This window comes from Rhodobacterales bacterium HKCCA1288 (assembly GCA_015693905.1).
In the GTDB taxonomy this organism is placed as follows: Bacteria; Pseudomonadota; Alphaproteobacteria; order Rhodobacterales; family Rhodobacteraceae; genus M30B80.
In genome coordinates, this window is the sequence record CP065161.1 from 332,771 (window position 1) to 358,288 (window position 25,518).

Annotated in this window: 23 protein-coding genes and 1 pseudogene; 5 read left to right on the plus strand and 19 right to left on the minus strand. The window is 56.7% G+C overall.

From position 1 onward, the window contains the following. Position 1: 1 nt before the first annotated feature. From I3V23_01670 to I3V23_01725, 12 genes are all read right to left on the minus strand, one after another. On the minus strand, positions 2 to 1,633 hold the full coding sequence (locus tag I3V23_01670; GenBank protein ID QPI85738.1) for an acyl-CoA synthetase: 1,632 nt from the start codon (positions 1,631 to 1,633) through the stop codon (positions 2 to 4). Then, positions 1,630 to 2,439: an enoyl-CoA hydratase gene (locus I3V23_01675; GenBank protein QPI85739.1), complete on the minus strand. Its 810-nt coding sequence runs from the start codon at positions 2,437 to 2,439 to the stop codon at positions 1,630 to 1,632. Before I3V23_01675 ends, I3V23_01670 begins: the two co-directional genes overlap by 4 nt. Before the next feature lie 24 nt (positions 2,440 to 2,463). After that, complete coding sequence (locus I3V23_01680; GenBank protein ID QPI85740.1) at positions 2,464 to 2,910, minus strand: OsmC family protein; 447 nt, start codon at positions 2,908 to 2,910, stop codon at positions 2,464 to 2,466. A gap of 27 nt (positions 2,911 to 2,937) precedes the next feature. Beyond that, positions 2,938 to 4,116 (minus strand): FAD-dependent oxidoreductase, encoded by a 1,179-nt coding sequence (locus I3V23_01685; GenBank protein ID QPI85741.1) that lies wholly within the window; start codon positions 4,114 to 4,116, stop codon positions 2,938 to 2,940. After that, the gene (locus I3V23_01690; GenBank protein ID QPI85742.1) at positions 4,113 to 5,177 is read right to left on the minus strand and encodes an Ldh family oxidoreductase; all 1,065 of its coding nucleotides are present in this window, start codon (positions 5,175 to 5,177) and stop codon (positions 4,113 to 4,115) included. The genes I3V23_01685 and I3V23_01690 overlap by 4 nt, the downstream gene beginning before the upstream one ends. A 76-nt stretch (positions 5,178 to 5,253) precedes the next feature. Continuing rightward, positions 5,254 to 6,393, minus strand: coding sequence for a deoxyribodipyrimidine photolyase (locus I3V23_01695; protein ID QPI86633.1), 1,140 nt, complete (start codon positions 6,391 to 6,393; stop codon positions 5,254 to 5,256). 121 nt (positions 6,394 to 6,514) lie between these two features. Further along, entirely contained in the window at positions 6,515 to 7,063 is a 549-nt protein-coding gene (locus I3V23_01700; protein QPI85743.1) for a carboxymuconolactone decarboxylase family protein, read from the minus strand. 15 nt (positions 7,064 to 7,078) lie between these two features. Continuing rightward, complete coding sequence (locus tag I3V23_01705; GenBank protein ID QPI85744.1) at positions 7,079 to 9,115, minus strand: NADH:flavin oxidoreductase; 2,037 nt, start codon at positions 9,113 to 9,115, stop codon at positions 7,079 to 7,081. A gap of 109 nt (positions 9,116 to 9,224) precedes the next feature. Beyond that, positions 9,225 to 9,833: a nucleoside/nucleotide kinase family protein gene (locus tag I3V23_01710; protein QPI86634.1), complete on the minus strand. Its 609-nt coding sequence runs from the start codon at positions 9,831 to 9,833 to the stop codon at positions 9,225 to 9,227. Between the two features lie 16 nt (positions 9,834 to 9,849). Then, positions 9,850 to 10,647, minus strand: a complete 798-nt coding sequence (locus tag I3V23_01715; protein QPI85745.1) for a sugar ABC transporter ATP-binding protein — start codon at positions 10,645 to 10,647, stop codon at positions 9,850 to 9,852. Beyond that, on the minus strand, positions 10,623 to 11,711 hold the full coding sequence (locus I3V23_01720; protein QPI85746.1) for an ABC transporter permease: 1,089 nt from the start codon (positions 11,709 to 11,711) through the stop codon (positions 10,623 to 10,625). The genes I3V23_01715 and I3V23_01720 overlap by 25 nt, the downstream gene beginning before the upstream one ends. A gap of 209 nt (positions 11,712 to 11,920) precedes the next feature. Continuing rightward, positions 11,921 to 12,940: a substrate-binding domain-containing protein gene (locus tag I3V23_01725; GenBank protein QPI85747.1), complete on the minus strand. Its 1,020-nt coding sequence runs from the start codon at positions 12,938 to 12,940 to the stop codon at positions 11,921 to 11,923. 149 nt (positions 12,941 to 13,089) lie between these two features. Here I3V23_01725 and I3V23_01730 point away from each other — a divergent pair, with 149 nt between their 5' ends. Then, entirely contained in the window at positions 13,090 to 14,292 is a 1,203-nt protein-coding gene (locus tag I3V23_01730; protein QPI85748.1) for an ROK family transcriptional regulator, read from the plus strand. A 106-nt stretch (positions 14,293 to 14,398) separates the two neighbouring features. Further along, positions 14,399 to 15,865 carry a methyl-accepting chemotaxis protein gene (locus tag I3V23_01735; GenBank protein QPI85749.1) on the plus strand — a complete coding sequence of 489 codons (1,467 nt, stop codon included), beginning with the start codon at positions 14,399 to 14,401 and terminating at the stop codon, positions 15,863 to 15,865. A 523-nt stretch (positions 15,866 to 16,388) separates the two neighbouring features. On the opposite strand, the gene I3V23_01740 is transcribed toward I3V23_01735, so the two are convergent. The 7 genes and pseudogenes from I3V23_01740 to I3V23_01770 all read right to left on the minus strand — a co-directional run bounded on the left by I3V23_01740 (position 16,389) and on the right by I3V23_01770 (position 21,486). Beyond that, entirely contained in the window at positions 16,389 to 16,835 is a 447-nt protein-coding gene (locus I3V23_01740; GenBank protein ID QPI85750.1) for a hypothetical protein, read from the minus strand. A gap of 51 nt (positions 16,836 to 16,886) precedes the next feature. After that, positions 16,887 to 17,273, minus strand: coding sequence for a response regulator (locus tag I3V23_01745; GenBank protein QPI85751.1), 387 nt, complete (start codon positions 17,271 to 17,273; stop codon positions 16,887 to 16,889). A gap of 2 nt (positions 17,274 to 17,275) precedes the next feature. Beyond that, positions 17,276 to 18,183: pseudogene (locus tag I3V23_01750) on the minus strand (protein-glutamate O-methyltransferase CheR). Then, entirely contained in the window at positions 18,180 to 18,608 is a 429-nt protein-coding gene (locus I3V23_01755) for a chemotaxis protein CheW (protein ID QPI86635.1), read from the minus strand. The pseudogene I3V23_01750 and the gene I3V23_01755 overlap by 4 nt, the downstream one beginning before the upstream one ends. Positions 18,609 to 18,655: 47 nt before the next feature. Further along, a complete protein-coding gene (locus I3V23_01760; GenBank protein ID QPI85752.1) occupies positions 18,656 to 20,797 on the minus strand; it encodes a chemotaxis protein CheA in 2,142 nt (713 codons plus the stop codon). A 24-nt stretch (positions 20,798 to 20,821) separates the two neighbouring features. Next, a complete protein-coding gene (locus I3V23_01765; protein QPI85753.1) occupies positions 20,822 to 21,190 on the minus strand; it encodes a response regulator in 369 nt (122 codons plus the stop codon). Beyond that, positions 21,187 to 21,486 carry a hypothetical protein gene (locus I3V23_01770; protein QPI85754.1) on the minus strand — a complete coding sequence of 100 codons (300 nt, stop codon included), beginning with the start codon at positions 21,484 to 21,486 and terminating at the stop codon, positions 21,187 to 21,189. Before I3V23_01770 ends, I3V23_01765 begins: the two co-directional genes overlap by 4 nt. Positions 21,487 to 21,712: 226 nt before the next feature. Between I3V23_01770 and I3V23_01775 the strand changes: the two genes are divergently transcribed. The 3 genes from I3V23_01775 to I3V23_01785 all read left to right on the plus strand — a co-directional run bounded on the left by I3V23_01775 (position 21,713) and on the right by I3V23_01785 (position 25,504). Beyond that, positions 21,713 to 22,684, plus strand: a complete 972-nt coding sequence (locus I3V23_01775; protein QPI85755.1) for a chemotaxis protein CheB — start codon at positions 21,713 to 21,715, stop codon at positions 22,682 to 22,684. Continuing rightward, positions 22,681 to 23,229 (plus strand): chemotaxis protein CheD, encoded by a 549-nt coding sequence (locus tag I3V23_01780; GenBank protein QPI85756.1) that lies wholly within the window; start codon positions 22,681 to 22,683, stop codon positions 23,227 to 23,229. The genes I3V23_01775 and I3V23_01780 overlap by 4 nt, the downstream gene beginning before the upstream one ends. Positions 23,230 to 23,365: 136 nt before the next feature. Further along, the gene (locus tag I3V23_01785) at positions 23,366 to 25,504 is read left to right on the plus strand and encodes a Cache 3/Cache 2 fusion domain-containing protein (GenBank protein ID QPI85757.1); all 2,139 of its coding nucleotides are present in this window, start codon (positions 23,366 to 23,368) and stop codon (positions 25,502 to 25,504) included. The last annotated feature ends 14 nt before the right edge of the window (positions 25,505 to 25,518 follow it).

A 25,518-nucleotide genomic window follows, 5' to 3' on the forward strand; every position in this document is an offset into this window, starting at 1 on the left:
GTTAGCTTGCCCCTGCCTTTGCCATGTCGCGCAGTTGGAATTTCTGGATTTTACCCGTGCTTGTGCGCGGGATCTCTGTGAAAATAAAATCACGCGGGCATTTATAATGGGCAAGGCGGTCGCGGCACCATTCGCGCAGATCATCGGCGCTTGCGCGTTCCCCTGATTTCAATTCGATAAAGGCACAAGGCGTCTCGCCCCATTTCTCGTCTGGCTTGGCCACCACGGCCACGACAGCCACGGCTGGGTGTCCGTAAAGCACCTCCTCCACCTCGATGGAGGAAATATTCTCGCCGCCCGAGATGATGATATCCTTTGAGCGGTCTTTCAGCTGAATATACCCATCTGGGTGGATCACCGCCAAATCGCCCGAATGGAACCAACCGCCCGCAAAGGTTTTTTCGGTGGCGCTTGGGTTGCGGAAATATCCTTTCATCACGACATTGCCGCGGAACATGACCTCGCCCAAAGTTTCCCCATCGCGCGGGACGGGCTGCAATGTATCGGGATCAAGCACATCCAACTGTTCTAGCGGCGTGTATTTCACGCCCTGACGCGATTTAAGCCGCGCTTGTTCGGGCGGGGGCAAATCTGACCATTCCTGATGCCATTCATTGACCACGGCGGGGCCATAGGTTTCGGTTAGGCCATAAAGATGGGTCACATCAAACCCCGCCTGTTGCATATCGGCCAAGACCCGCTCTGGTGGCGGGGCTGCGGCAGTAAAGAAATTCACCTGTGATGGCAGTTTCTCTCGCTCGGGCGCATCCAAGATCACCGACATCACAATTGGCGCGCCGCATAGATGGGTTACGCCATCCTCGGTCAAGGCGCGCCAAATCGGCGCGCTGCGCACTTGGCGCAGGCAGACATGGGTGCCAATGATGGCGGAAATTGTCCAAGGGAAGCACCAGCCGTTGCAGTGAAACATCGGCAAGGTCCACAGATAGACCGCGTGTTTCTGCATCGAAGTGATCAGCGCATTGCCCTGTGCCAGCAAATAAGCCCCACGATGGTGATAAACCACACCTTTGGGATCGCCCGTGGTGCCGGAGGTGTAATTAAGCGCAATCGCATCCCATTCATCATCGGGCAGGGCCCATTGATAGTCAGGATCGCCTTTGGCCAGATAGGCCTCGTAATCTTCGGCTGTTACATCGCTGCGCGGGCCGTCATATTCGGGGTCATCATATTGCACCAACTGCGGCTTGGATTTCGCCAGTTGCAGCGCCTCTTGGGCCAGTGGCATGAATTCCGCATCTACGATCAGGATTTTGCTTTCGGCATGGTCAATCTGAAAGGCGATGATGGCCGCATCTAGCCGCGTGTTAATAGAATGCAGAACAGCGCCGCACATTGGCACGCCGTAATGGCATTCCAACATGGCGGGTGTATTGGCAAGGATCACAGAGACATTATCGCCCCTGCGCACCCCGTCTTGTGTCAGGCGAGACGCCAATTGCCGCGCGCGCGCATAGAAATCGCGGTAACTGCGGCGCAAGGGGCCATGAATGATAGCCACATGATCTGGGTAAGTGCCTGCAGCGCGCTCAAGAAAACTCAGCGGGCTGAGGGGTTGATGATTGGCCGCGCGCCGCGCAAGGCTTGGGTCATCGTGATAAATCTGGCTCATTTGTCCTGCCATTGTGGATGACGTTTTTCGATAAAGGCCCCGATCCCTTCTTCGGCATCATGGGTCAGCATATTATCCACCATAACCTGCGCGGCATAATTATAGGCCTCGGCCAGCCCCATTTCGGCTTGGCGATAGAAGGCCGATTTTCCAGTGGCGAGGGTCATTGTGGATTTTGCGGCGATTTTGGCGGCCATCTCTTCGGTTGTGGCGCTGAGTTCTGCCTCAGGGACAGCCTTATTCACCAATCCCATCTCAACCGCACGCGGGGCCGCGATCATATCGCCCGTCAACAGCATCTCCATCGCGTGTTTATGGCTGACATTGCGCGACAAAGCGACCATGGGGGTCGAGCAAAATAGCCCAATATGCACCCCTGGTGTGCCAAAGCGCGCGCCGTCTTCGGCCACCGCCAAATCACAGGTCGCAACCAATTGGCACCCCGCTGCCGTGGCCACGCCCCGCACCTCGGCAATCACGGGCTTGGGGCAGGCCACAATCGCCTGCATTACGGATGCGCAAAGCGCCATGATCTTGGTGAAATAGGCGCGCCCCCCATCGCCCTCAGCGCGGGCGGCAGTCAATTCCTTCAGATCATGACCCGCACAAAAAGCGGGGCCACGAGAGGCAAGAATGACCACCCGCACCTCAGGATCATCGCTTGCCGCATGGATCGCCTCAAGAAGGTGGTTCAGCATCGCCTCGGACAGCGCATTGCGGCGTTTTTCGTCATTCAGGGTCAGACGTAAAATCCCCCGCGCATCAAGCGCGCTGTCTAGGATATTGGTTTGGCTAGCTATGGTCATGGCATCCTCTCCCAGATTAGGGGCTTAGCTGATCGTCACCTCAACATAGTCGGCGATGGAATTTGCAACAAAGCAATAACGATGGGCGCGGTGCTGCATCTCGTCAAGCGTTTCCTGATCCACCGAAAAGCCGGTATCAAAGGTCACTTTGGGGTGCAGATCAATACGGGTCACGGCCATGCGGCCTTTGGGGCTTTTGCCCAAATGGGCCACGGCATGGTCGCTATAGCTTGCCACAGGCCAACCTGCCTTCGCGGCAAGGGCCAGAAAGGTCATCATATGGCAACTCGACATCGCAGCGGCCAAGGCCTGTTCTGGATTGGTATAGGCGGCATTCCCGCCCCAATCGGGCGCGGCATCCCCCATGACCTTGGTGTCATCAGTATAGGTGATCTCATGGGCGTTGCTGTACTTCTGCGGGGTCAGCGTGGCCTCTTGGCGCTGCCAGTTTAGGGTGATGGATAGGCTCATGACGCGGCAACCTTTCTTTCGTTACAATCAGATAAATTTGGTTTTGAAATCGGTATCATACCCCTCAGGGGCGAGGGGTTGGCCTGTGGCCGCCAAAGCCCCCAGGCGACCGATTTCATCACAGCTTTTCGCGGCGGCCCCATTGCCGCCTGTCAGAATGGTCAGGTGATCATCAAGCCGCTCGATATAGGGGTATCCTGTGGCGGTGAAACTGATGACGCATGTATCGGTGTGATAGGATTGCACTGGCAGATCGGGCAAAATTGCCGTCAAATAGCCTTGCAAACGCGCGGCGGCCTCTGCGCTGCCCTGAGAGCGGAACCATGCGGTCATCTCGGCCTGATTGGTCAGGCTTGGCGAGGCAGGTTCGCCCCCGATTTTCAGATAATATTTCCCATCGGGATATTGGATCGGTGGCAGCAGATACAGGTCTTCATCCATGCGCCCATCTTCGGGCATGGAAATCAGCGTGGGCATCTCGGCCAAGCGCGCCACGTCATCCGGCGCGATTTCGGCCAAAAGCACGGTGCGTGCCATCACGTTCATATCGGGGCGGGCGGGCAAAAGCCTGTCGGTGCGCGCATAGCCCCCCGTGGCGATGACGACATGCCCCGCATCCACTGTTTCGCCGGTTGTAAGGGTGACTGTGCTCTGATCCTGCGCCACGGCGGCGGCGTCAATCACCACGCCCCCTGCCTGTTCCATCGCGCGTTCCTCTGCGGCGCGCAATAAGCGGGGGTTGATCCAACCGCCTGCGGCCTCCCATGCGGCGGCTGTTCCTGCGGGAAACCGCATAAAGGGAAAGCGCGCGGCAAGCCCTGCATCATCAAGCCGCTCATGGGGAATGGCCAAGGCCTCAGCCGCCTGCAGAAAGGCGCGCGTAAAATCCGCAGCGGGCCCTGCGATTGGCCCTGCCATCATCACCCCGCATGGGGTGTAGAACCTTTGCCCTAATACCGCCTCAAGTTCACGGTATCGCGCCATTGAACGTAAGGCGAGGCGGGACCAGTCCGCCTTTTCAGCAAGGCCGCGCGTGATCCTGCCTGCGTCATGGTGGCTGCCAAAGGGGCCATCATGGGTTGCACGGTTCTGCGGCTCGGAGGGGCCGATTAGGGCCACGCGATGACCCATTTGCGCCAGATACCGCGCAGCGGCTGTGCCCATCAGGCCACGACCAACCACCGCGATATCAAAGCGCCCCGTCACAGCGACAATCCTGTTGTCTTGGTCAGTTCGGCAAAGCTTGCTTGGGTAACAGGGTCAAGAGGGATACCCTTTTGAGCGCGTAAGGCTGCCACATCCCATTCGCGATCCCCAGGCGCCATGACGCGCGCGCCTGTGCGTGGCGTGCTGGTGCGCAGCTTGGTCAGGTAATGCTCCATGCCCGCAATGAACATCGGGCCTGTTAAAAAGGCCTCTGGGTCAATCGCAATCACAAATCCCCCCACGCCCCGCGGACGGGTCATGTCACCGCCCACCATCGCATCGAGATCGGGCGAGATTTTCATGCCCGTGAAAACCGCCGAAAAGATTTCTGCAACGCCCCCCAATGCGGCCCCCTTAAACCCGAATTCGCCCCCGAGCGGGGCCAACATTTCAGCTTTATTAGGGTCGGTTGTGTTCACACCTGCGGCGTCAGATGCGACATCTTCGGGCAAGGTCACGCCAAGGGAGGCATAAAGTTGCACGCGGTTATAGGGCACAGAACTGGTCGCCATATCCAAAAGCCAAGGGTTTCCTGCGGTGGGAAAGGCGATGGAGATCGGATTGGTGCCGTGAAACCGTTCGGCCCCGTCATGCAGGCGCACAAGACTGTCTGAATTGCCAAAGACCATCCCACCCATCCCGCGCTTGGCCAAGGCCATGGTGTAGGCCCCCGCAGCGCCGTAATGCGAGCTGTTCATCACCCCAACCGCACCAATGCCCGCCTCACGGGCCAAATCGGCGGCATGATCTGCTGCAGCATAAAGTGCGCGCGCACCATGCGCATCATCCGCGTCCAACATGCCCGTGCCTGCACGGGTTTTGGTGAATTTGAGATTGGGGCGCGGGTTAACACGCCCGCCGCGCATCACCGCCTGATAATGCGGCAAAAGGCGGAAGCCGTGGCTGTCTACGCCATGCAGGCTGGCATGCATCATGGCATCTGTAGTGGTTGTGGCTGTGGCCTCATCTGCGCCCGCAGCGCGCAATATGGCGTGGCTGAAATTTGTTATTGCCTCGGCACTGACCCAAATTTGATTATTATCCTGCCCTTGCGCTGTCATTTTACCCTCCCGCCAGATTACAATTTCGCGCATGTTGCCTCAGCGCTACGGGCGATGCCAGTTAAGAATTTATCTCTCAATCCAATGCGGCAATCAGCTGGGGGATTTTCTGTTTTACTTTGAAGAAACCCGCCGTGGCATGGGGCCATATCCTTTGATCCCAAGGGTCGCACCATTCGGCGAAGGCGATATTTGCGGCCTCAAGGGGCCTGCGCGCCTCGGTCATCCAATCGAATAACGGCCCTTGCGGGATATAGGGGGTGGCGATTTGCACGGCCCCAAGCCGGGTGGCCATTTGCGCCAAGAGTTTTGGATCGCGCGCCTCGACCATTTCAGCGGTCAGGTCAAGCCGATTTGCGCAATCGCGAATGGCCTCGGCCTCGAAGGCGGCGACACTTGGGCTTGCATGGCGCAAATGCGATTGGGTCAACCCCACCACGGCAACAACATCAAAGCCCGCAATATCGGCGCCTGTGATCCCGCAGTCTTCATCAGTGATCAGCAAAAGGGTTTTCTTCCCCGTCTGTGGCGCAACGGGGCGGCGCAGCGGTAGGGTCGGGGGCAGGCCATCAGGTTCGGTTGCTTCAAGCCCTTCTGTCACCACGGCCAAATCTACATCGCGCGGGGTAAATCGGTTTTGCGTGAATTTTGCGATATTCCACGCCTCGGCCGCGTAGAATTTGCCCCGTGTATGTAGGCCCGCAACCCATCGCCAGCCCAAGGTATTAGACGCTGCATCCCCATCCAAGAGATGACGATAAAAGAAATCCGCGCCAAGCCGCCATGGCAATCGCAGCGTGAATATCCAGATCGAGGCAAACCACATCCGCGCGTGATTGTGCAGATAGCCCGTTTCAACCAATTCGCGCGCCCAATGGTCAAAGCAGTCTATCCCCGTGCGCCCTTCGATGGCGCGGGTATAGGCGCGGGACAAAGGGCGATCTTGGTCGAGCGCGCCCATATCGGCCTCAAGACCTGATACGTAACTGCGCCATATGGCAGGGCGCATCTCAAGCCAGCCTTTGAAATAGCTGCGCCAAATCACCTCTTGAATGAATTTTTCAGCGGCAACCGCGCCATGTGTGCCAAGCGCGGTTTTGACGACCTCTGCCTCGCGGATCAGGCGGCGGCGGATATAAGGCGACAGGCGCGACACAGATTTATGTGCGCCATGTCCCAGATCGTAATTGCGGCCATTGGCATAGGCCTTGCCCATTTTGGGGGTGAATTCGATGAGACGCGCCTCTGCCTCTGCCCGTGTAGCCTGCATGTTTTTGCCTCGCTTGGATGTGCGTTGCGCATCTAGCTAAGGCAGCAGGGGGCAAGGTCAACTGCGCCTAAGCGCCCTCAAACGGGGTTTCGCGCAGCTCGCGCGCGACCGCCTCATCCAGCGGTGGGGGGAAGGAATTGAGGATAAAACCAAGCGTGCTGTAAAAGCCCACTGTGGCAATCAAATCAAAAATGCCCTCTTTGCCAATTTCCGCCTCAAGCGGCCCCTGCATCTGGGGGGGGATCGCGCGCGCGCTCATCAGGGCATCGACTGCGCGGGCGATGGTTTGATCCTGACCTGTGATCTCGTCAATTGGGCCTGCGAGACGCGCGATGCGGTGATCTTCAAACCCGAGGGCGCGCGCACGGCTGACATGATGCGCCCATTCATAATCCGAGCCCATCCAATGCGCGGCACGCAGGATCACCACCTCGCTCAATTCGGGGCCAAGCGCGGTTTTGACCACCACATGATCCCGCAAATCTGCCCAAGCCCGTAGTAATGCAGGGTGATGCGCCATCACCCGATAGACATTCAGCCGCCCCGCAAACCCTGCTTGCATATCCGCGATTTCGGCGGGCCAATGGGCGTTGTCTAGGGGCGGGTAGCGGGTCATTTTTGGGCTCTTTTCTTAGAGGCTGCGCGCAAGGCGCAACCCATCATAAATTGCGGCATGGGTGTTGCGCGGTGAGACTGCATCACCAATGCGGTAGAGGTCAAACTGCCCGTCTGGATTTTTGATAATCTTTTGGGACTGCCCTGCAAGAAAGGCATGGTAATCCATCTCGCCCAAATTGCGCGACTGTGGTTTGAGCGCAAAATAAAGATCATCAAGCGGCGTTGTGCCTTGATTGACCACGACCTGATCCACCTCGCGGGTTTCGATTTTGTCGCTATAGTCACTGATTAAATGCGCGGTCAGGCGATTGCCTGTGCGCGTTACATGGCTGAGATACCACGTGATGGTCATCTGCGCGCCTGAGTGTTGCAGCGCACGAATATAGGGGGTGAGGTTCATGCCCATCACCTCGGGCGCGATGGCGCGGTCGCGGGTGACGATCTCAATGCTGCGGGCATGGGGGGCTGCAAATTCCGCGGCCTGCAACCCCGCGTGATCGCCTGCCTCATCAAAGATCAGCATATCGCCTTCGGGTTTGACATCGCCCGACAAAATATCCCATGCGCTGCAAATGAGGTCGCTGCCCGTCTCTAACCCCCCTTCGCGGGCCATGCCGCCTGTGGCCACAATCACCACATCGGGCGCAGTCGCCAAAACATCTTCTGCCTCGGCATAGGTGTTATATTGCACGCGCACGCCCAGCTTTTCGCATTGTGCAACCCGCCATTCGGTGATCGCCAGCATCTCGCGGCGGCGGGGCGATTGCGCAGTGAGGCGAATTTGCCCGCCTGCCTGCGGGGCGGCCTCAAGGAGATGCACCTGATGCCCGCGCGTGGCCGCAACCCGCGCGGCCTCAAGGCCCGCAGGGCCCGCGCCGATAATGGTGACGCGGGTCGGGGTGTCCGTTGGGGCAATCTTATGCGGTTGGCTTAATTCCCGCCCCGTTGAGGGGTTATGCAAACACAGCGCTTTTTCGCCCTGATAGATGCGGTCGATACAGTAATTTGCCCCCACGCAGGGGCGAATATCCTCCTCGCGCCCCTCGAGAAGTTTTGCCATGATATGCGGGTCGGCAATATGTGCCCGCGTCATCCCCACCATATCCAACTTGCCCGCAGCAATGGCATGACGCGCGGTCGATAAATCGGGAATACGCGCGGCGTGAAAGATCGGTATGCCCGTTTGCGCGCGTAACTCGCCCGCAAAATCCAGATGCGGGGCCGAGGCCATGCCCTGCAACGGGATCACGCGGGTCAGGCTTGCATCGGTGTCGATATTGCCCCGAATGACGTTTAGGAAATCGACCAACCCGCTGTCGCGCAGACGGCGGGCAATCTCTTGGCCTTCGGTGGCAGAAATACCGCCCTTGATATCTTCATCGGCCACAAAACGGACGCCAACGATGAAATCATCCCCAACGCGGGCACGAATGGCGCGCAGGACATCCATCGAAAAGGCCATGCGCGTCTCAAGCGTTTCAGCCCCGTATCGCCCGTCTAGGTGATTGAGGCGGGGCGACCAAAACGCATCCATCAAATGGCCGTAGGATTCCAATTCGATCCCGTCTAGCCCTGCATCCTTCATCCGTTCAGCCGCATCGGCGTAATCACTGATGATCCGCGCGATGTCCCAATCCTCAAGCACTTTGGGATAGGCGCGATGTGCGGGTTCGCGCAGCGCACTTGGCGAGAGGACAGGCAGCCAATCGCCTGTGTCCCACCGCGTGCGCCGCCCCAGATGGGTGAGTTGGATCATCACAGCCGCGCCCTCGTCATGCACCTCGCGGGCAAGACGGGCCATATGCGGGGTAATCTCGTCCCGATAGGCCAAGAGATTGCCAAAGGCGGGTGGGCTGTCGCGGCTGACCACGGCAGAGCCCGCCGTCATGGTCAGAGCAATGCCAGCACGGGCGCGCTCCACATGATAGGCGCGATAGGCATCGGTGGGTAGGCCATCCTCGCTATAGGCGGGCTCGTGGCTGGTGATCATGACCCGATTGCGCAAGGTCAGATGTTTCAGCTGAAACGGCTGCAAGATCGGGTCTGCCATAGGATGCCTCTTAGCGGTTCGCGACTGTGCCAGCCTAGGCTGGCCGTGACGGGCTCTGCTTGTCAAGGAAGGGGCGCGTCACGAAAAGGCGCGTTTGCGCCATTTGCGCCTAGGCGGCCTCCGCCATGACCCAATCTGCCGGCAGGGCATTGGCCAAGACCAATTCGGCATTTGGCAGGTCATTCGCATCGCGCCTTGCGCGGGCCGCTTCGGGGGTGTGACCGTGATCAATCCATCTCTGCAACAGCCGCGCCTCAATTTCCGCGCGCGGAGGCATCAACATAATTGCGCTGTCCCAAAACTTGCGCAAATCACGCCATCCGTCTTGATCCAAAAGCAGATAATTACCTTCGACAATGACAAATTCCACGGAGCGGGGCAGGGTGGCTGCCCCCGCGATCGAGATATCACGCGCCCGATCAAATAAGGGATAAGCGATCTCAGCCTCGGAATTTTCGGAAATACGAGCCAAAAGCTGCGTAAAGCCCTGTAAATCAAAGCTATGCGGCGCGCCTTTGCGCGACAAAATCCCGCGCGCTGCAAGCACCGCGTTATCAAGGTGGAACCCATCCATTGGGATCACGGCGGCGGATTTACCTGCCCGCCCAAGGGCATGGGCAAGCGCGCGCGCAGCGGTGCTTTTGCCCGAGGCGGGCGGCCCCGCAACCGCAATGATCTGGCGCGGTTTCTTGGGCAGGCCCAAGATGTGATCGCGCATTTGACGGGCAATCTCTTCAGGCGGCTGCGACATGATCGGGCTGCATTGCTCCTGTCATCAGGGCCACGGCATCGGACATAGAGACTTCACGCGGGTTCACCACGCAGAGCCGTTTGCCCAAGCGGTGGATATGGATGCGGTCGGCCACCTCGAACACATGGGGCATGTTATGGCTGATCAAAACCACAGGCGTGCCACGCGCACGCACATCTTGGATAAGATCCAGAACCTTGCGGCTTTCTTTCACCCCGAGGGCTGCGGTCGGCTCATCCAAGATAATGACCTTTGACCCAAAGGCCGCAGCACGCGCCACAGCCACCCCTTGGCGCTGCCCCCCTGACAGGGTTTCAACCGCCTGATTGATGTTTTGGATGGTCATCAGACCCAATTCGCTGAGTTTTTGCCGCGCGAATTCCTCCATCGCGCGATGGTCAAGCATCCCAAAAACCGAGCCCAAAATACCCTTTTTACGCAATTCGCGGCCCACGAACATATTGTCCGTGATCGACAGTGCGGGCGACAGCGCGAGGGTTTGATAGACGCATTCAATGCCCGCTTCGCGCGCCTCTAGCGGCGAGGTGAAATTGATTTTGCGATCTTCAAGAGTGATTTCGCCCTCATCGGGGGTGACCGCCCCTGATATCGCCTTGATCAGTGACGATTTGCCAGCACCATTGTCACCGATCACGGCCAGAATTTCACCGGGCATCAGATCAAAATCAGCATGATCTAGGGCGGTGACACGGCCATAGCGTTTGACCAAACCGCGCGCTTTGAGAATGGGTTGTGTCATGCGGAGACCCTCCTGATCCATTGGTCAACGGCAACGGCGATGATAATCAGCCAACCGATTGCGAAAATTTGCCAAAGCACATCCACCCCCGCGAGGCGCAGACCTGACTGGAATACGCCCACGATGAGGGCGCCAAAGAGCGCGCCCATGATAGAACCACGCCCCCCAAAGAGGCTGATGCCGCCGATCACAACAGCCGTGATTGATTGCAAATTGCCCTCATAAAAACTTTGGGGTGAGATGGACCCAACTCGCCCGATTGAGGCCCAGGCCGCAAGCGCGCAAATGAACCCCGCAAGCATGTAAACCTGACGCAGGGTGCGGTCGGTGCGAATACCTGCCAATTCGGCCGCGTCCTTGTCGTCACCGATCATATAGACATGGCGGCCCCAAGCGGTTTTGTTCAGCAAATACCAAAGACCCGCAAAGACCAACACCATCAGAACCGTGCCATATGTCAGCCGCGCTGAGCCCAGTTCGATATTCTCACCAAAGAATTTGAGGAGGGGGGCGGCGTTGTCGATATCTTCGCCACGGATAGATTGCGCGCCAGACAGCCACAGGTTCAACGCGAAAAAGATATTCCATGTGCCAAGCGTTGTGATGAAGGGTGGCAGTTTAATCTTTGTGACCAACAGACCATTGAGATAGCCTGCAAATGTGCCTGCGACAAAGCCGATGAGGATGGCAATTGGGGCGGGAACGCCAAATTCCACCGCCAATTTTCCAGAAATTACGCTGATCAAGACCATGATTGCCGCAACCGACAGGTCAATCCCTGCGGTTAAAATCACAAGGCTTTGCGCTGCGGCAAGGATCCCGATGATGGAAACCTGCTGCATGATCAAAGTCAGGTTAAACGGGGTGAAGAACCGCTCGCCTGCAATTAGGCCAAACACCAAAACGGCGCTAACCAACACGATCACAGGCACAAATGTGGGGTTGCCGTGCAAAATATGCTGCAGCTTGGCCGCAAAGCCCCGTTTTTGATGCTCAAACTGCGCCACGCGATCATCGCTTTTGGCGAGATCAGCCTCGTAATCTTGGCCCTTCGGGGCAGGTGCGGTGCGTTCTTGGTCTTGCATGGCTCTCTTCCAATTGGGGCGGTCGCGCCGCGAAAGTTTCGTCAAAAAACCTGCGCGCGGTCAAACCAAAACCGATGGATCAAAGTTTTGCCCCTGTGTCCCCAAAGGGGGAAGGGCGGGTCAGATGGGCGCGGTGCGTAGGATGCGCCGCGCCCTCTGGGATTGGGGGGCGGCAAGCCACCCCCTTTGGGATAGATCAGGTCAGGAGCTTAGCCCCAGCACTGCTCCAACGCTTCTTCGGAAGAGATCGACTCGATGCCGTCTACAGGCTGGTCAGTGACCAAGAGAACGCCTGTGTTGAAGAAATCGAGGCCATCTGTGTTTTGTGGCATCGTGCCATCGGCTGCGAATTGTGCAATCGCGTCAATGCCCAATGAGGCCATCTTCAGCGGGAACTGCATGGAGGTCGCGCCGATCACGCCCGCAGCAACATCACGCACGCCAGGGCAGCCGCCATCGACCGAAACGATTAGGGCTTGGCTTTCCAAACCAAAGGCGCGCAGCGCCTCATAGGCCCCTGCAGCGGCAGGTTCGTTGATCGTGTAAACCACGTTCACGCCGCTGTCGATTTGCAGCAAGCTTTCCATCGCGGTGCGGCCACCTTCGGACGAGCCGTTGGTGACATCATTGCCAACAATGCGCGGGTCATCTTCATCACCGATATCGGTTGGGTCTTTTACATCGACACCAAAACCCGTGAGGAAGCCTTGGTTGCGCAGATAGTCCACCGAAATCTCGGACGCGTTGAGGTCAAGCATAGCGATCCGTGCGGTCGAGGTGTCCCCCATCGCAGCAGCGGCCCATTGGCCGATCAATTCGCCTGCGCGGAAGTTGTCGGTGGCAAAGGTTGCATCAGCCGTATCTGCAGGCTCAAACGGTGTATCAAGCGCGATCACCAAAGCACCAGCTTCGCGGGCCTGTGTAATCACAGGGGCCAAGGCACGGCTGTCAGATGGTGTGATCAAAATCCCTTGTGCGCCTGCCGCGATGCAGGTTTCAACAGCGGCAACTTGGCTTTCAACATCGCCATCAATCGCGCCTGCGTAAGTTTGCAGGTTAATCCCTGCCGCTTCGGCGGCAGCGGTCGCGCCTTCCTTCATTTTAACAAAGAAGGGGTTTGTGTCGGTTTTTGTGATGAGACATGCGGTGATGTCCTGTGCTGATGCAACATTTGCAAAACCGAGGGCTGCAACACCCCCCAACAGCACTGTTTTCAAACCTTTGGTCATTTTTTCCTCCCCAATGATCCAATGGAGGCAGAATCTGCCTATGCCCAATGTGATGCGCGATGCATTTAGCCCTGTCAATAAATAAATCACTCTTATTTATTAATTGACAGGAGGTGACAGCGCGCGCATCTTTTGGCAGGGAGGATGTCATGGCAGATGGCAGTGACAAAACAATAGCACAGGGCGGGGCCGAGTTTCGCGGCACCAACCAAACGGGTATGCGTGCGCAAAATGAGCGCGTGGTTCTCACATTGATCCGCCGTCACGGGGCATTGGCCAAGGCAGAGATCGCGCGGCTGAGTGACCTGTCGGCGCAGACTGTTTCGGTGATCATGCGCGCGCTTGAGGAAGACGGGCTTCTTTTGCGTGGCGAGCCGCAGCGCGGTCGCGTGGGGCAGCCCTCCGTTCCGATGACGCTAAACCCCAATGGTGCCTTTTTCTTGGGTCTGAAAATTGGGCGGCGTTCCTCGGAAATGGTGCTGACCGATTTCTTGGGCAATATTCTAGAGCGGCGAATAAATCTGCAGGTTTATCCCGATTATGCGGATGTTCTGCGCTTTGCCCTTAGGGCCGCGTCTGACTTGCAGGAGACGCTTCCCAAAGAAGCGCAATCGCGCATCGAGGGGTTGGGGATCGCGATGCCCTTTCAGATGTGGGACTGGGGCCCCATTATCGGCGTAAGCCCCGCCCAGATGGAGCCGTGGCGCCATCACGATATTCAGGCCGAATTGCAGGCGGAATTGCCGTTTCCAATCTTTCTACAAAATGACGCCACCGCGGCCTGCGCGGCGGAACTGGCCTTTGGCACGGGCAGTCAGCCCGCTTCGATGCTGTCCTTCTACATCGCCTATTTCATTGGCGGCGGCGTGGTCATGGAGGGCGGGCTTTATGCAGGGGTGACGGGAAATGCGGGGGCGATTGGCTCGATGCCAGTGCCCGATGCCGAAGGCGAATTGCGTCAGTTGATTGACCAAGCCTCGCTTGTTTTGCTTGAACGCGCGCTTGAGGCGCGGGGGATCGACCCGATGACGCTGTGGCGCACGCATGCGCAGTGGGACATTCCCGATGATATTCGCAATGGCTGGATCGCACAGGCGGGGCGGGCGATTGCCCATGCGACCCATGCCGCGATTTCGGTGATTGATTTTCCCGTGATCCGTATTGATGGCTGGATGCCAAGTCCCATCCGTGCGGCCTTGGTGGCGCGGGTTGAGGCAGAATTGGCAGGGCTTGATTTCACAGGCCTAGAGCGACCCGTAGTGCAAGAGGGCACAGTTGGCGCAGATGCCCGTGCCCTTGGCGCGGCAAGCCAACCCCTGTTTCGGCGGTTCCTGACGGGGCTGACACGCTAGATATTCTTCGCGCAGATTTACCGAATTTTATGCTTTCTGCTCCACAGACAGCGCGTGGGTTGGCTGTGTTGCACGCCCCTTACACACGCTGTTTTTGGAGTGCGCGATGAATCGTCCGCTGAATGCGAAAGCCCTTATTAATGGTGATGATGCGGTATTCGGCTCGCCCGTTGAACAACAGACGCGCCAAGCTGCGAATTTGGGCGGCGTGATTCAAGATGTGGCGGATCGGGTTGGGGTCTTATCGGTCACATTGGCCGAGGTGTCTGGCGATGTGCAGGATGTAACGGCGCTGTATAAAAGCAAGACCAAAGGCTTTCAACAATTGCGCACGGGCGTCCATTCCATGGCTGAACGCGGGCGGCAGGTTGTTCATGCCGCGGGCGAGGCGTTGGATACGGCGGCCAATGCGCGTGCGCGGGTGGACGAAACATCGCACAGGTTAAAACAGGTGATGCAAGATGTGTCTGCGCTGACCGCCCATGCGAATGATATTTCGGCCCAATTGTCGCGCGTGTCTCATAGTATGGTTGAGGTGACAAAAATTTCGGCCCATGTGTCTGAATTGGCGCGTCAGACGAACCTTTTGTCTTTGAATGCGGCGATTGAGGCCGCCCGTGCTGGGGAACATGGGCGCGGGTTTAAGGTGGTGGCAGGCGAGGTGAAGGAGCTGTCAAATCAAGCAGGTAATGCCACTGCGGAAATTAGCAAAACCATGGATGCGCTTGGCGCGCAGATGAATGCCGCAATCGCGCAGGCGGGGGCGGCTACGAAATTGGCCGACCAAATCCGCAACAGCACCGATATGGTCGGCGCCGATGTCGAGGTTTTGCCCAAGGTTTTGACAGTCGTGCATCAGGTGCAAACCGATATTGTGGGCGCGGCGCGTGCCATCGGGGATGATTTGAACCATGCAGAGACCGAAATTGACCAGATGACCAAGGCGGTTGAAACGGCGTCCGTTTCTCTTGCCTCTGCCTCGGATAAATTGACCGCCCTGACCGATACGTCAGAGCAGATGATCTCACTGACCGCGCGGCTTGGGGTTGACACAGTTGACACAGCTTACATCCGCGCGGTGCAGCAGGTGTCCCGACAAGTGGCCGAGCGGTTTAGAGACGCAGTTGAGGCGGGGCAGATTTTGCTAAACGACCTCTTTGACGAGGTCTATGTGCCGATCGAAGGCACAGATCCGCAACAACATATAACGCGCTTTACCGCCTTTACCGATGAGGTTTTGCCGCCACTGCAAGAGCCCGTATTGAAATTTTCAGACAAGGTCGTGTTTTGTGCGGCCATTGACAGGAATGGGTATATCCCAACCCATAATGTGAAATTCAGTCATCCGCATCGCCCAAATGAGGCCGATTGGAATGCGCGCCACGGGCGTAATCGGCGGATCTTTAATGATCGCGTGGGGTTGAATGCGGGGCAAAATCAACAACCCTTCCTCTTGCAGGCCTATCGCCGTGATATGGGCAATGGGGAATTTGCGATGATGAAAGATGTCTCTGCCCCGATTGATATCTTTGGCAGGCATTGGGGTGCAGTGCGTTTGGCATATCTGGTTTAGCGCAAGGCCGCGGCCTCCAAAATATTCCGCCGTTCAATTGGTCAAATCATGGGGCCCTCCATAGCGATCGCTGGTGCCTTGGTTGCGCCCTGCGGAGGGTGTTGCCGAATGCCCAAGGGCCTGTGGCCGACCCTGTTGGCAAGGATAGGCGCCCATTCAGTGCGAAGGTTCAACCTTTCTTCCGAAGTCAAGCTTCCCCGCGAGATGCGCAGAAAACCGCGGTTCTTCTCGTCATCGGTTCATGATTGGGGGGCCAAAAGGTCAACACGCACCGATACTCGATACTGGGTTGCGCCTATACACACGGCGTTGCGCAAGGGGCGCGCGACCTTCCTCCTGCGGCCTTTGCCAAAATGAACTTGACCATGCGAGCGAGATTTTTTCTGGGGTTTCGCCCGCAAATTTTGGCCCCGCGGGGGGATCTCAGGCGCAGGGGTGTCAAAATAGACATCCCGCGATTGCGGTTCACCCATGTGGATCAAACAGGGCAAGGTCCTACTGCATCGCGTTCTCGGATCGCTTTTCACCCATTCTGCGCGATGCGGCTGCGCTGTGCGCCCAAGAGAAGCCTTGCAACGGTTTGGCCGTCCTCAATCGGCTGCCGTAAATCTCCAGCACGATCAGAGGAAATGTCGCAAAGACCCTGGCTGTATATTTGCGCCCCTTCTAAAAGTTGGCACAACAGATCTAGCTTCTGCAAAGCTGCAAGATGGGTTGTGCTAAAATGCTTGGTCATTTCGGGGCTGCTGCCAATGGCCTGATCGAGATCTCTTGCTATCTCGGCGCATAGAGAAATTTCGGCGTAAAGCCGTTGCATACAAATCTCAAAAGGGCGGGCGCCGTGGCCTTCGCTGTCCGAGATGTCATGCGGCCCGTCATCCAATAACTGATATTCGTTCAATTCAATGTGCCAAAGGTCAAGATCTGTTTCGGCACAGTCTGGCACAGTCTGCGGCTGGCTGTCAGGCATTGTGATCCCGTCTTATTGTGGCAAGTTTCAAACTGCGAGCGGATCAACGCCTCACAGGGGGCCAAAAACAGATTCAATCGAGTGTGCAAAAGCATCGCGCGTAAAGGGTTTTTTCAGGTAATTATTCATTCCCAAAGCCCGACCTCGGTCGATCAAAGCCTGATCGATGCGGCCTGAGATTAATATAAAACCAATGCGCTGCGTGGCAGGGTTGGCGCGCAAATTCTGGAGCAGCGTCAAACCATCCATTTCAGGCATATTGTAGTCCGAAATCACAAGATGCACGGGCTGTGCCTGCAAACGGCGCAGCGCGCTGCGACCATCAGGTTCATAGACGACATTTTCAATGCCAATCCAATCAAGCGCCTGATCAATTAAGCCACGGCTGACGGACATATCGTCAACAACCATGACATGTAGTTGCTTCTTTAGGCTCATATTCAGGCTCCTTGTTGCATTTTTAGGGCCATGGGGGCGCTGTATGTGGTGTCACCCTGTGCCTCTGCGCTACGGCGATAGCTGGTGGTGCCGTTTAGGTTAAAATGCGCTAACGCCTGCGTATCGAGACGTTCTGAATGGCCTGTGAACAGCCAACCCCAGGTGCTACGATTTTCGCAAAGCGTTGCCATAGCTCTGTGCGGGTGGCTTCATCAAAATAGATCACGACATTGCGGCAAAAAATAACATCGAACGGGCCGCGCATTGGCCAAGGGCCATGTAAGTTCAGTGGTTCAAAGGCAATCAGATGACGCGGCTCCGCGCGGATATTCAACCACGGCTCGCCTTGATGATGTTCTTCTTGGAAATACCGAGATATTTGGTCTGCGCTGAGGCCCTTTGTCAGCCCCGCGCGATATCGGCCTGCACGCGCCTTGTCGATGGCATAGGTGTCAATATCCGTTGCGAGGATTTTGATGTCATATCGGGCCGCATCAGGCAAAAGATCAAGCAGAGTGATGGCGATGGAATAGGCCTCTTCGCCAGTGGAACACCCCGCTGACCAAATCCGCAGGCGCGCATCTTGTGATTTCGCCCGCGCAATCAGAGGTGGCAGAATATCGCGGGCAAGCTGTTTGAAATGATGCCCTTCGCGAAAAAACGAGGTGACATTCGTGGTCATGGCCGCGACAAATTCGCGGCGCTCTTGGCCCGTTTCATCTTGCTCTAACGCCAGCAAATAGCGATCAAAATCCGTCAGGCCCAGATGGCGCAAACGGCGATTGAGGCGCGAGACCATCAAGCTCGATTTTGAGGATGAAATGACAATACCGCTTTCGCGATAGAGCATGTCGCGCAGCCCTTCAAAGGCCACGCTTGACAAGGTGGGGTCACAATCGGATTGGGTCATCTGGCGATGGATTTCGCATCTGGCAGGATGCGCGTCAGATCAAGCTTGCGCAGCAATCGGTTATCATCAAGTGTGACCAAGCCTGTTATAAAGGCTTTTGCCTCTTCAGCGGCGACATCGGGCATGGGTTTGATCGCCTCGGGAGGAACGGGCAGAATATCGGCAACATGATCCGCCAAAAGACCCACGGTTTGATTTTCCACCTGGGCGATAATGATGACGTTGCGCGGGTCTTCTTGGGTGGTCCCCAGTCCTAATCGAGCGGCCAGATCAATCACCGCAACCACAGCACCGCGCAAATTGATCACCCCTTTCACATAGGGCTGCGCATGGGGCAAGAATGTGGTTTCTGACCAGCTGCGAATTTCGCGCACCATCCCGATATCAATGCAGAAATCCTGATCAGCGACCCGAAAGGCGACCATGTCTTGGCGCGTGTCAGACGCAGTGCGCAGGGTATTGTCGAGCATGTTCAAGCCTCCAAAGCAATGGGAAGTGGTCCTGCACCTGCGGCATGGACAATTTCGTCAGGGTCAAGGATCAGCGCAATCCTACCATTTCCAAGGATTGTAGCTGCGGAAATGCCAGGAATTTCACCGTAGTTTTCTTCGAGACTTTTGATCACCACTTGGCGTGTATCGTGGATGCGGTCGACCAAAAGTGCTGCGCGATTGAACTTATCCGTTTCAACAATGATCAAAATTCGATCCGTTATATTTTGCAGCGGCGCGCGCAGGTTTAAGGAGTGCCCCGCATCGACCAAGGGCACCAAGTCACCGCGATTTTGCACCACGCGGGTATGGGTGCCCGTGCTGTGAATTTTGACCGTATGGGGTTGGATCGTCTCAACAATTGCATTGATTGGAATGACCACGGTCTGGCCTTCGACCTCGACCAACATGCCCTGCAACACCGCTAATGTGAGCGGGAGAGATATGGTAAATGACGTCCCGATCCCATTAGTGGATTGTATGATGACCCGCCCGCCAAGCGAGGTGATTTCACGGCGCACGACATCTAGGCCAACCCCACGACCAGAGAGAGCGGAAATCTCGTCTTTTGAGGAAAACCCAGGTAAGAACAGAAGGTTGTCGATCTCGGTCTGACTGAGCTGCGCGTCAGGTGAGATCAGGTTTTTGCTCTCAGCAATTTTGCGGACTTTTTCGCGGTTTATGCCCGCACCATCATCGCTGACCTCAATCACGATCCGACCTGATCGATGTGCGGCGGTGAGGCGAATTTCGCCTTCCTCATCCTTGCCCGCAGCGCGGCGCTGCGCGCTTGGTTCTAGGCCGTGGTCAATCGAATTGCGTAACATATGGGTGAGCGGATCAACCAATTTTTCGATGATGGTTTTATCAACCTCTGTCTCTTCCCCCTCGGTCACGAGGCGCACAGGTTTTTGCGTGGCATCACTGGCCTCGCGGATCACGCGATGCATCCGCTCGAACACCGATTTCAGGGGCTGCGCACGGATCGCCATGACACTTTCTTGGATTTCAGACGCTAATTGTCTAACCCCATCAAGCCCTTTGTGAATGTCCGAATTTTGCGGCAGCCCCGCCATATCAATGGTTTGTTCAAGCATCGCTTCCTTGATCACCAATTCGCCAATGAGGTTGATCAACCGATCAACGCGGTCGAGATTGACACGAATGGTCGCCACCGTTTTCGATTGGTTGGCGGTGCCCATCCCTTGCGCGGGTTGGGGCGGCTGTTTCTGACTGAGGGCGGGGGGCGCATCTTGGCCCTCTGCAAGTTTTTTGGGGGGAAATGCGTCTGTCGGCTCAGGGGGCGCTTGAATTGTTTCAGAGGTCGCCATGGATTGATCATCAACTCTGCGGATGGCGATATCGGCCAAATCTTCGACAAATTCGAAGATCCCGCTGATTTCTTGATCACTGGCATCGCTGGTGAGGGTGATGTCCCATGACAGACCCGCAGATCCGATATCAGCATCCGTGAGATTTGGTAGCTCAGCATGGGTTAGGGTGACATCGATTTGGCCCAAATCGGCCAAGGCGCGCATGAAGAGTGCAGGGTCATGGCCCGCGCGATAGAGGCTAGCATGCGGTGCAAACCGAATGATCCGCTGAATAAGGGCGGGGTTTTTGTCACTTATGGCGTCTCGCGGATTTTTTGTGTCGGGCAGCGCAAGCCCTGTGAGGGCATCGAGGGACAAGGTGAGGGGGGTAAAGTCAGGGATGACCTCTGCTGCCATCTCTGCATCGGCGGGCAGGGCCGCATCCATGGCAGCAAGAATTTTCGGATCACTTTCCAGGATTGGATCAATAGCGCCTTTCGCAGCATTCACATGGTCGCTGAGGTGGTCGCCCGCCCGATGCAAAAGACCCATCAAATCGGGATCAGGGGCCAAACGGCCCGCGCGGATATGATCCAAGAGCGTCTCAAACCTGTGTGCGAATTCCACCAATTGGGAGAGATCAAATGCACCAGCGCCCCCTTTAATCGAATGCACGGCCCGAAAGACGGAATGAATGGCCTCGCCGCCATCCGAATGTGCCTCCATCTCGCGCAGGCCTTCGGCCATGGCTTCGAGTAATTCGTCACATTCTTGAAAATACAGCTCTTTTAAATCGGCAAGACTGGCCATCTTCACCCTCCTTCGCGCCGCGCCTTATGCGCCGATCGTGCGACCGATAATGGCGCGCAGCTTTTCTTCATCGAAAGGTTTGACGATCCATCCCGTGGCCCCCGAGGCGCGCGCGCGCGCCTTAAGTTCGGCCCCGCTTTCCGTGGTCAGAACAAGGATCGGGATACTGGCGTAATCCGCAGTCGCACGCACAGCCTCAATCACGCCGAAACCATCCATCCGTGGCATATTAATATCTGTAATCACCAAATGCGGGTCGGCTTGGGGTAGGATCTCCATCCCGGCTACGCCATCTTCTGCGAAATGCATGTCATAGCCATGCGGCTCAAGCGCCGCGCCGATCAAATGGCGCATTGTGCGCGAATCGTCTATCGCCAGAATACGCAGGCTCATGCGGCCTCTCCTGTGAAAATTGCCGATGGGGTGGTTCCAAGCAGGGCTAAATGTGTAGGCCATTCCGTGCCGCGCCAAAGAAAGGGCAGGGTCTGCTTGCGCCAAGCCTCGCCTGCGATTAGCACGACCTCAAGCGCGGCGGCCCCCAAGAATTGCAGGCCATGCGCCTCGATGATGACGGGGTTTGTTTGGCTTTGCAGCAATGCATCGCGCAGCTGGGTCGCCGCGCGTGTGTCGACCCGCGCGGGCAGCGCGATCACCCGCCGGCCCTGTTCATCAAGTATTTCTAAATCCATTCTTAAATCCCTGTCTTGCATCCGCGTCACGGCACAGGAGTAGGGCAGGATATTTAACGAAGCGTTGCCAAGCTGCGGAAAAAGCCCGTGCAAACTGAGCTAATTTTTCATCATTTCGCTAATCGAACTGGGGGAGGAGAAGGCCAATTTAAATCTTGCGTTAAGGGCTGCTGCCTATGGTCGCGTTCATAGGTTTTTGGCCCATAGGGGCGTTGGGGTTCGGCCGATGTCGCATATCAAATTGCTGGTTATAGACAGTCGCGCGCCGCGGCGACACATCTTGGTTGAGGCGCTTGGCACAGTGCCCTCTGCGCGTCTGTTGGGGCAGGGGGCGGATCTCAGCGATGGCCATGTTCTGGCCGAAGATCACATGCCTGATGTTATTCTTCTGTCATCGGAATTGGCGGCCTTGCCTGAGTTTGAGATGTTTTTTGCCATGATCCGAATGATCGGGGCACAATGTTTGATCTATGGCTCCCAATCCGATTTTGGCGATTTGCCCGCGCTTTGTTTGCCCCTGAATTCACAGGCCGATGCGCTGAGCATCGCGCAACGGTTTGCCGCGCGCCCAAGCCCTCAGGATGTGGGAACCTTTCGCCCTGACCCGCAGGCAATCGTGGTGATTGGTGCGTCAACGGGTGGGGTTGAGGCGCTTGATCATATTATGGCCGATTATCCCACAACCTGCCCCCCAACTGTGATTGTGCAGCATATTCGCGGGGCTTTTTCCTATAGTCTTGTGTCGCGATTGGATCGGATCGCCCGCGCGTCTGTGCGTGCCGCGGAAGAGGGGGCGTTGCTTCGTGCGGGCACGGTCTATGTGGTTTGTGGCAATGAGCACCACGCCCGCCTTGTCGGGCGCGGCGTGCCTTACATCAGTTTGCAAGGGGATCTGCCCGTCCATGGCCACAGGCCATCGGTCGATGTTCTTTTCACCTCCGCAGCGGAGTATGGGGCGCGTGTGACGGGGGTGATATTAACAGGGATGGGCCATGATGGGGCCGCGGGTTTGATGGAAATTCGCCGTGCAGGCGGCAACACAATCGGGCAAGATGCCCAATCAAGCCGCGTATATGGTATGCCACGGGTGGCGGCTGAACGCGGCGCCGTGCAACATCAAGTGCCGCTATCCGACATCGCGGCAAAAATTCGTGACCTAACGGCTGCGACCCTTCAGGGCGAAAGGGTCAAGGCATGAATATCTCTGCGCGTGATGGACATGCCGCCTTGCCCGCGCGCGTCATCCATGTGGTTCAAGGCGAATTTGCCGTTTCAAAAGACGCAGATGTGGTGATGTCCACTGTGCTTGGATCTTGTGTTGCGGCCTGTCTCTTTGATCCGCTGCGTGGGATTGGCGGGATCAATCATTTTTTACTGCCAAATGCGCGGGGCGATCATTCTGACATCCGCTTTGCGGCCGCCGCGATGGAGCAATTGCTCAATGCCCTGCTGAAAAAAGGGGCGTTGAAATCTGATATTCGCGCCAAGCTGTTTGGCGGTGCAAAAATGATCAAAACACTGCCCGATATCGGCCGCAATAACGGGCTAGCTGCATTTGAATTTCTTCGAAACGAGGAAATCCCCTGTTTGGCTGAATCCTTAGGCGGAACACGGGCCAGACGTTTGCGCTTTTTCCCAAATACGGGTCGGGCCCAGATCAAATTCTTGGGCGATGATGTGCCCGATCCAGTGGTTCATGCCGCCCTGCCTGAGCCACGGGCAGGTGAGGCTGAACTTTTCTAAGCGGTGTATACGGAATTTTATCACTTAGGGACGTAGCACAGCTGAAAGTGAGTGGCGTGACCGCAGCTAGATCACGCAAGCGCATTAAGGCCTTCACATGGCCAATTTGATACACCGCGGAAGGAGTTGATGTTCCATGGTTCGTTCTGAAATTTTCCATCGGGTCTGGGGGCAACGCCCTTTGCGGTTTAAAATGCTCGCCATGATCCTGGCATTGTTGACAGCAAGCACTGTTGCCATTTCTGCGATGCTCATCGAAAGCATGCGCCAAAATATGGTCGAAAATATCGAGGAGACGCTGTCGAAATCAGGCCGTGTCGCCGCTGAGTTCATGGCCATTTACGCGGTCGATTTCGAGGTTGAAAAAGATGCGTCCGATACGATTACACAGGTGAATTGGGGGCAGGTGCCCGATACATTCTCATTCAGTGTGATCGATCAAATTGGGGTTCTGACCCGCGGGTATGTCACGCTATTTGTATGGGATGAAGGGCAGGGCGAATTCGTGCGTCGTGCGACCAATATTACCCGCGCCGATGGCACCCGTGCAATTGGAACAGTTTTGGGAAATACGGGTGCCGTTCATCAAGAGATTATCGCGCGGCAAGCCTTTCATGGCCGGGCCGATATTTTGGGGCTGCCTTATTTCACCCATTATTATCCAATTATTGACAGTTCGGACCAGGTTGCAGGCATTTTATTCGTTGGGCAAAGCTGGGCCCCTTTTCAGGCGAATATTCAGGCAAAAATTTCCTATGTCATCGCGGCTGCACTTGGGATTTTTGCAATATTCGCCTGTGCGATTTATGTCGCCATCGGTCAACTTCTGCGTCCGCTTGAGCAGCTAGCCCAAGACATCACCACAATATCCGAAGGCGACTTGTCGTTAAAAATTGCGATGCAGGATCGGCAAGATCCGATTGGCGATATCGCGCGGGCCTTGGTCAAGTTCCGCAACAAGTTGCGTGATACGCGCCTTCTTGAGGAGCAGCAAAACCAACTGCAAGCAAAAATAGATCAAGACCGCATTGAACAAGGCGAGGTTATGGCGGTTTTAAGCGAAGGGTTAAAGCATCTTGCCGATGGTAATTTGACCCATCGTATTCACAGCAGTGCAGAAAAACCTTTCCCCCCTGATTACGAGCCTTTGCGCGTCAGCTTTAACGGTGTTGTAGATCGTTTGTCTGAGGCAGTGCAAAGCATCCGTGCGGTGGCAACGGCCGTGCGTGGCGGGTCAGAGGAAATCACCAAGGCGAGCGAGGATTTGTCGGGCCGCTCTGAAACGCAAGCGGCCACTTTGGAACAATCATCTGCAGCATTAAACCAGTTGACCGAAAGTGTGCGCAGCACCTCCGAGCGCGCAGAGCGCGCCAAGGAGGCCAGCCGCGCCAATCGTGAACGCGCCGAGCACGGCGCCTCGGTCATGCGCGAGGCGATGGATGCCATGGCGCGCATCGAAGAAAGCTCTGGTCAAATTACGCGGATCATCGCCGTGATCGAGGATATTGCTTTTCAAACCAACCTTCTTGCGTTGAACGCAGGCGTTGAAGCCGCCCGCGCGGGCGAGGCAGGGCGCGGGTTCACGGTTGTGGCCTCCGAAGTGCGGCTTTTGGCGCAACGCGCCTCCGAATCTGCCCGCGAAATTCGCAATCTGATTTCCGAAAGCACCGCGCAAGTCGCGAACGGGTCTGATCTCGTAAAACGCTCGGGCGGCACATTGGATGAAATCCTACAAACTGCACAGGAGGCCTCAAGCCTCGCCAGTGAGATTGCATCTGCGGCGCATGAACAGGCCATAGGCCTAGAGGAGGTGACGACAGGTGTGAATACCCTTGATCAAGTCACACAACAAAACGCCGCTGTCGCGGAGGAGGCAAATGCCGCAGCGGCAACTTTGCTGGCCCGCGCGGAGGATTTGATCACGGCGCTTAATGGTTTTCATTTAACTGGGCAGGGGGATGCCGCGGTGAAGGGTCAAGCAAAGGCCAAGCCCCGCACGGATATGGCGGCAAAAGACGGGCATCACGCCCTGCCTTATGGCGCGCGCGCAGAAAAATTAGGCTCGGCAAAAGATCAAAAATCGCAAGATTGGGGTGAGGCTGCCCGCGCGGCATTGCTCAATGGATCAGATGTTATGGCCGACCCTGCCCCCCCTCAGATGCAGGATCATGGGACGAAGCAGGCGCCAGAAAAGCCCGAGATCATCCCCACACCGCAACGCCCGTATCTGCAACGTGAGGCCAGCACGGGCGGTGTTGTTTGGGAAGATTTTTAAAATTGATGAAACCG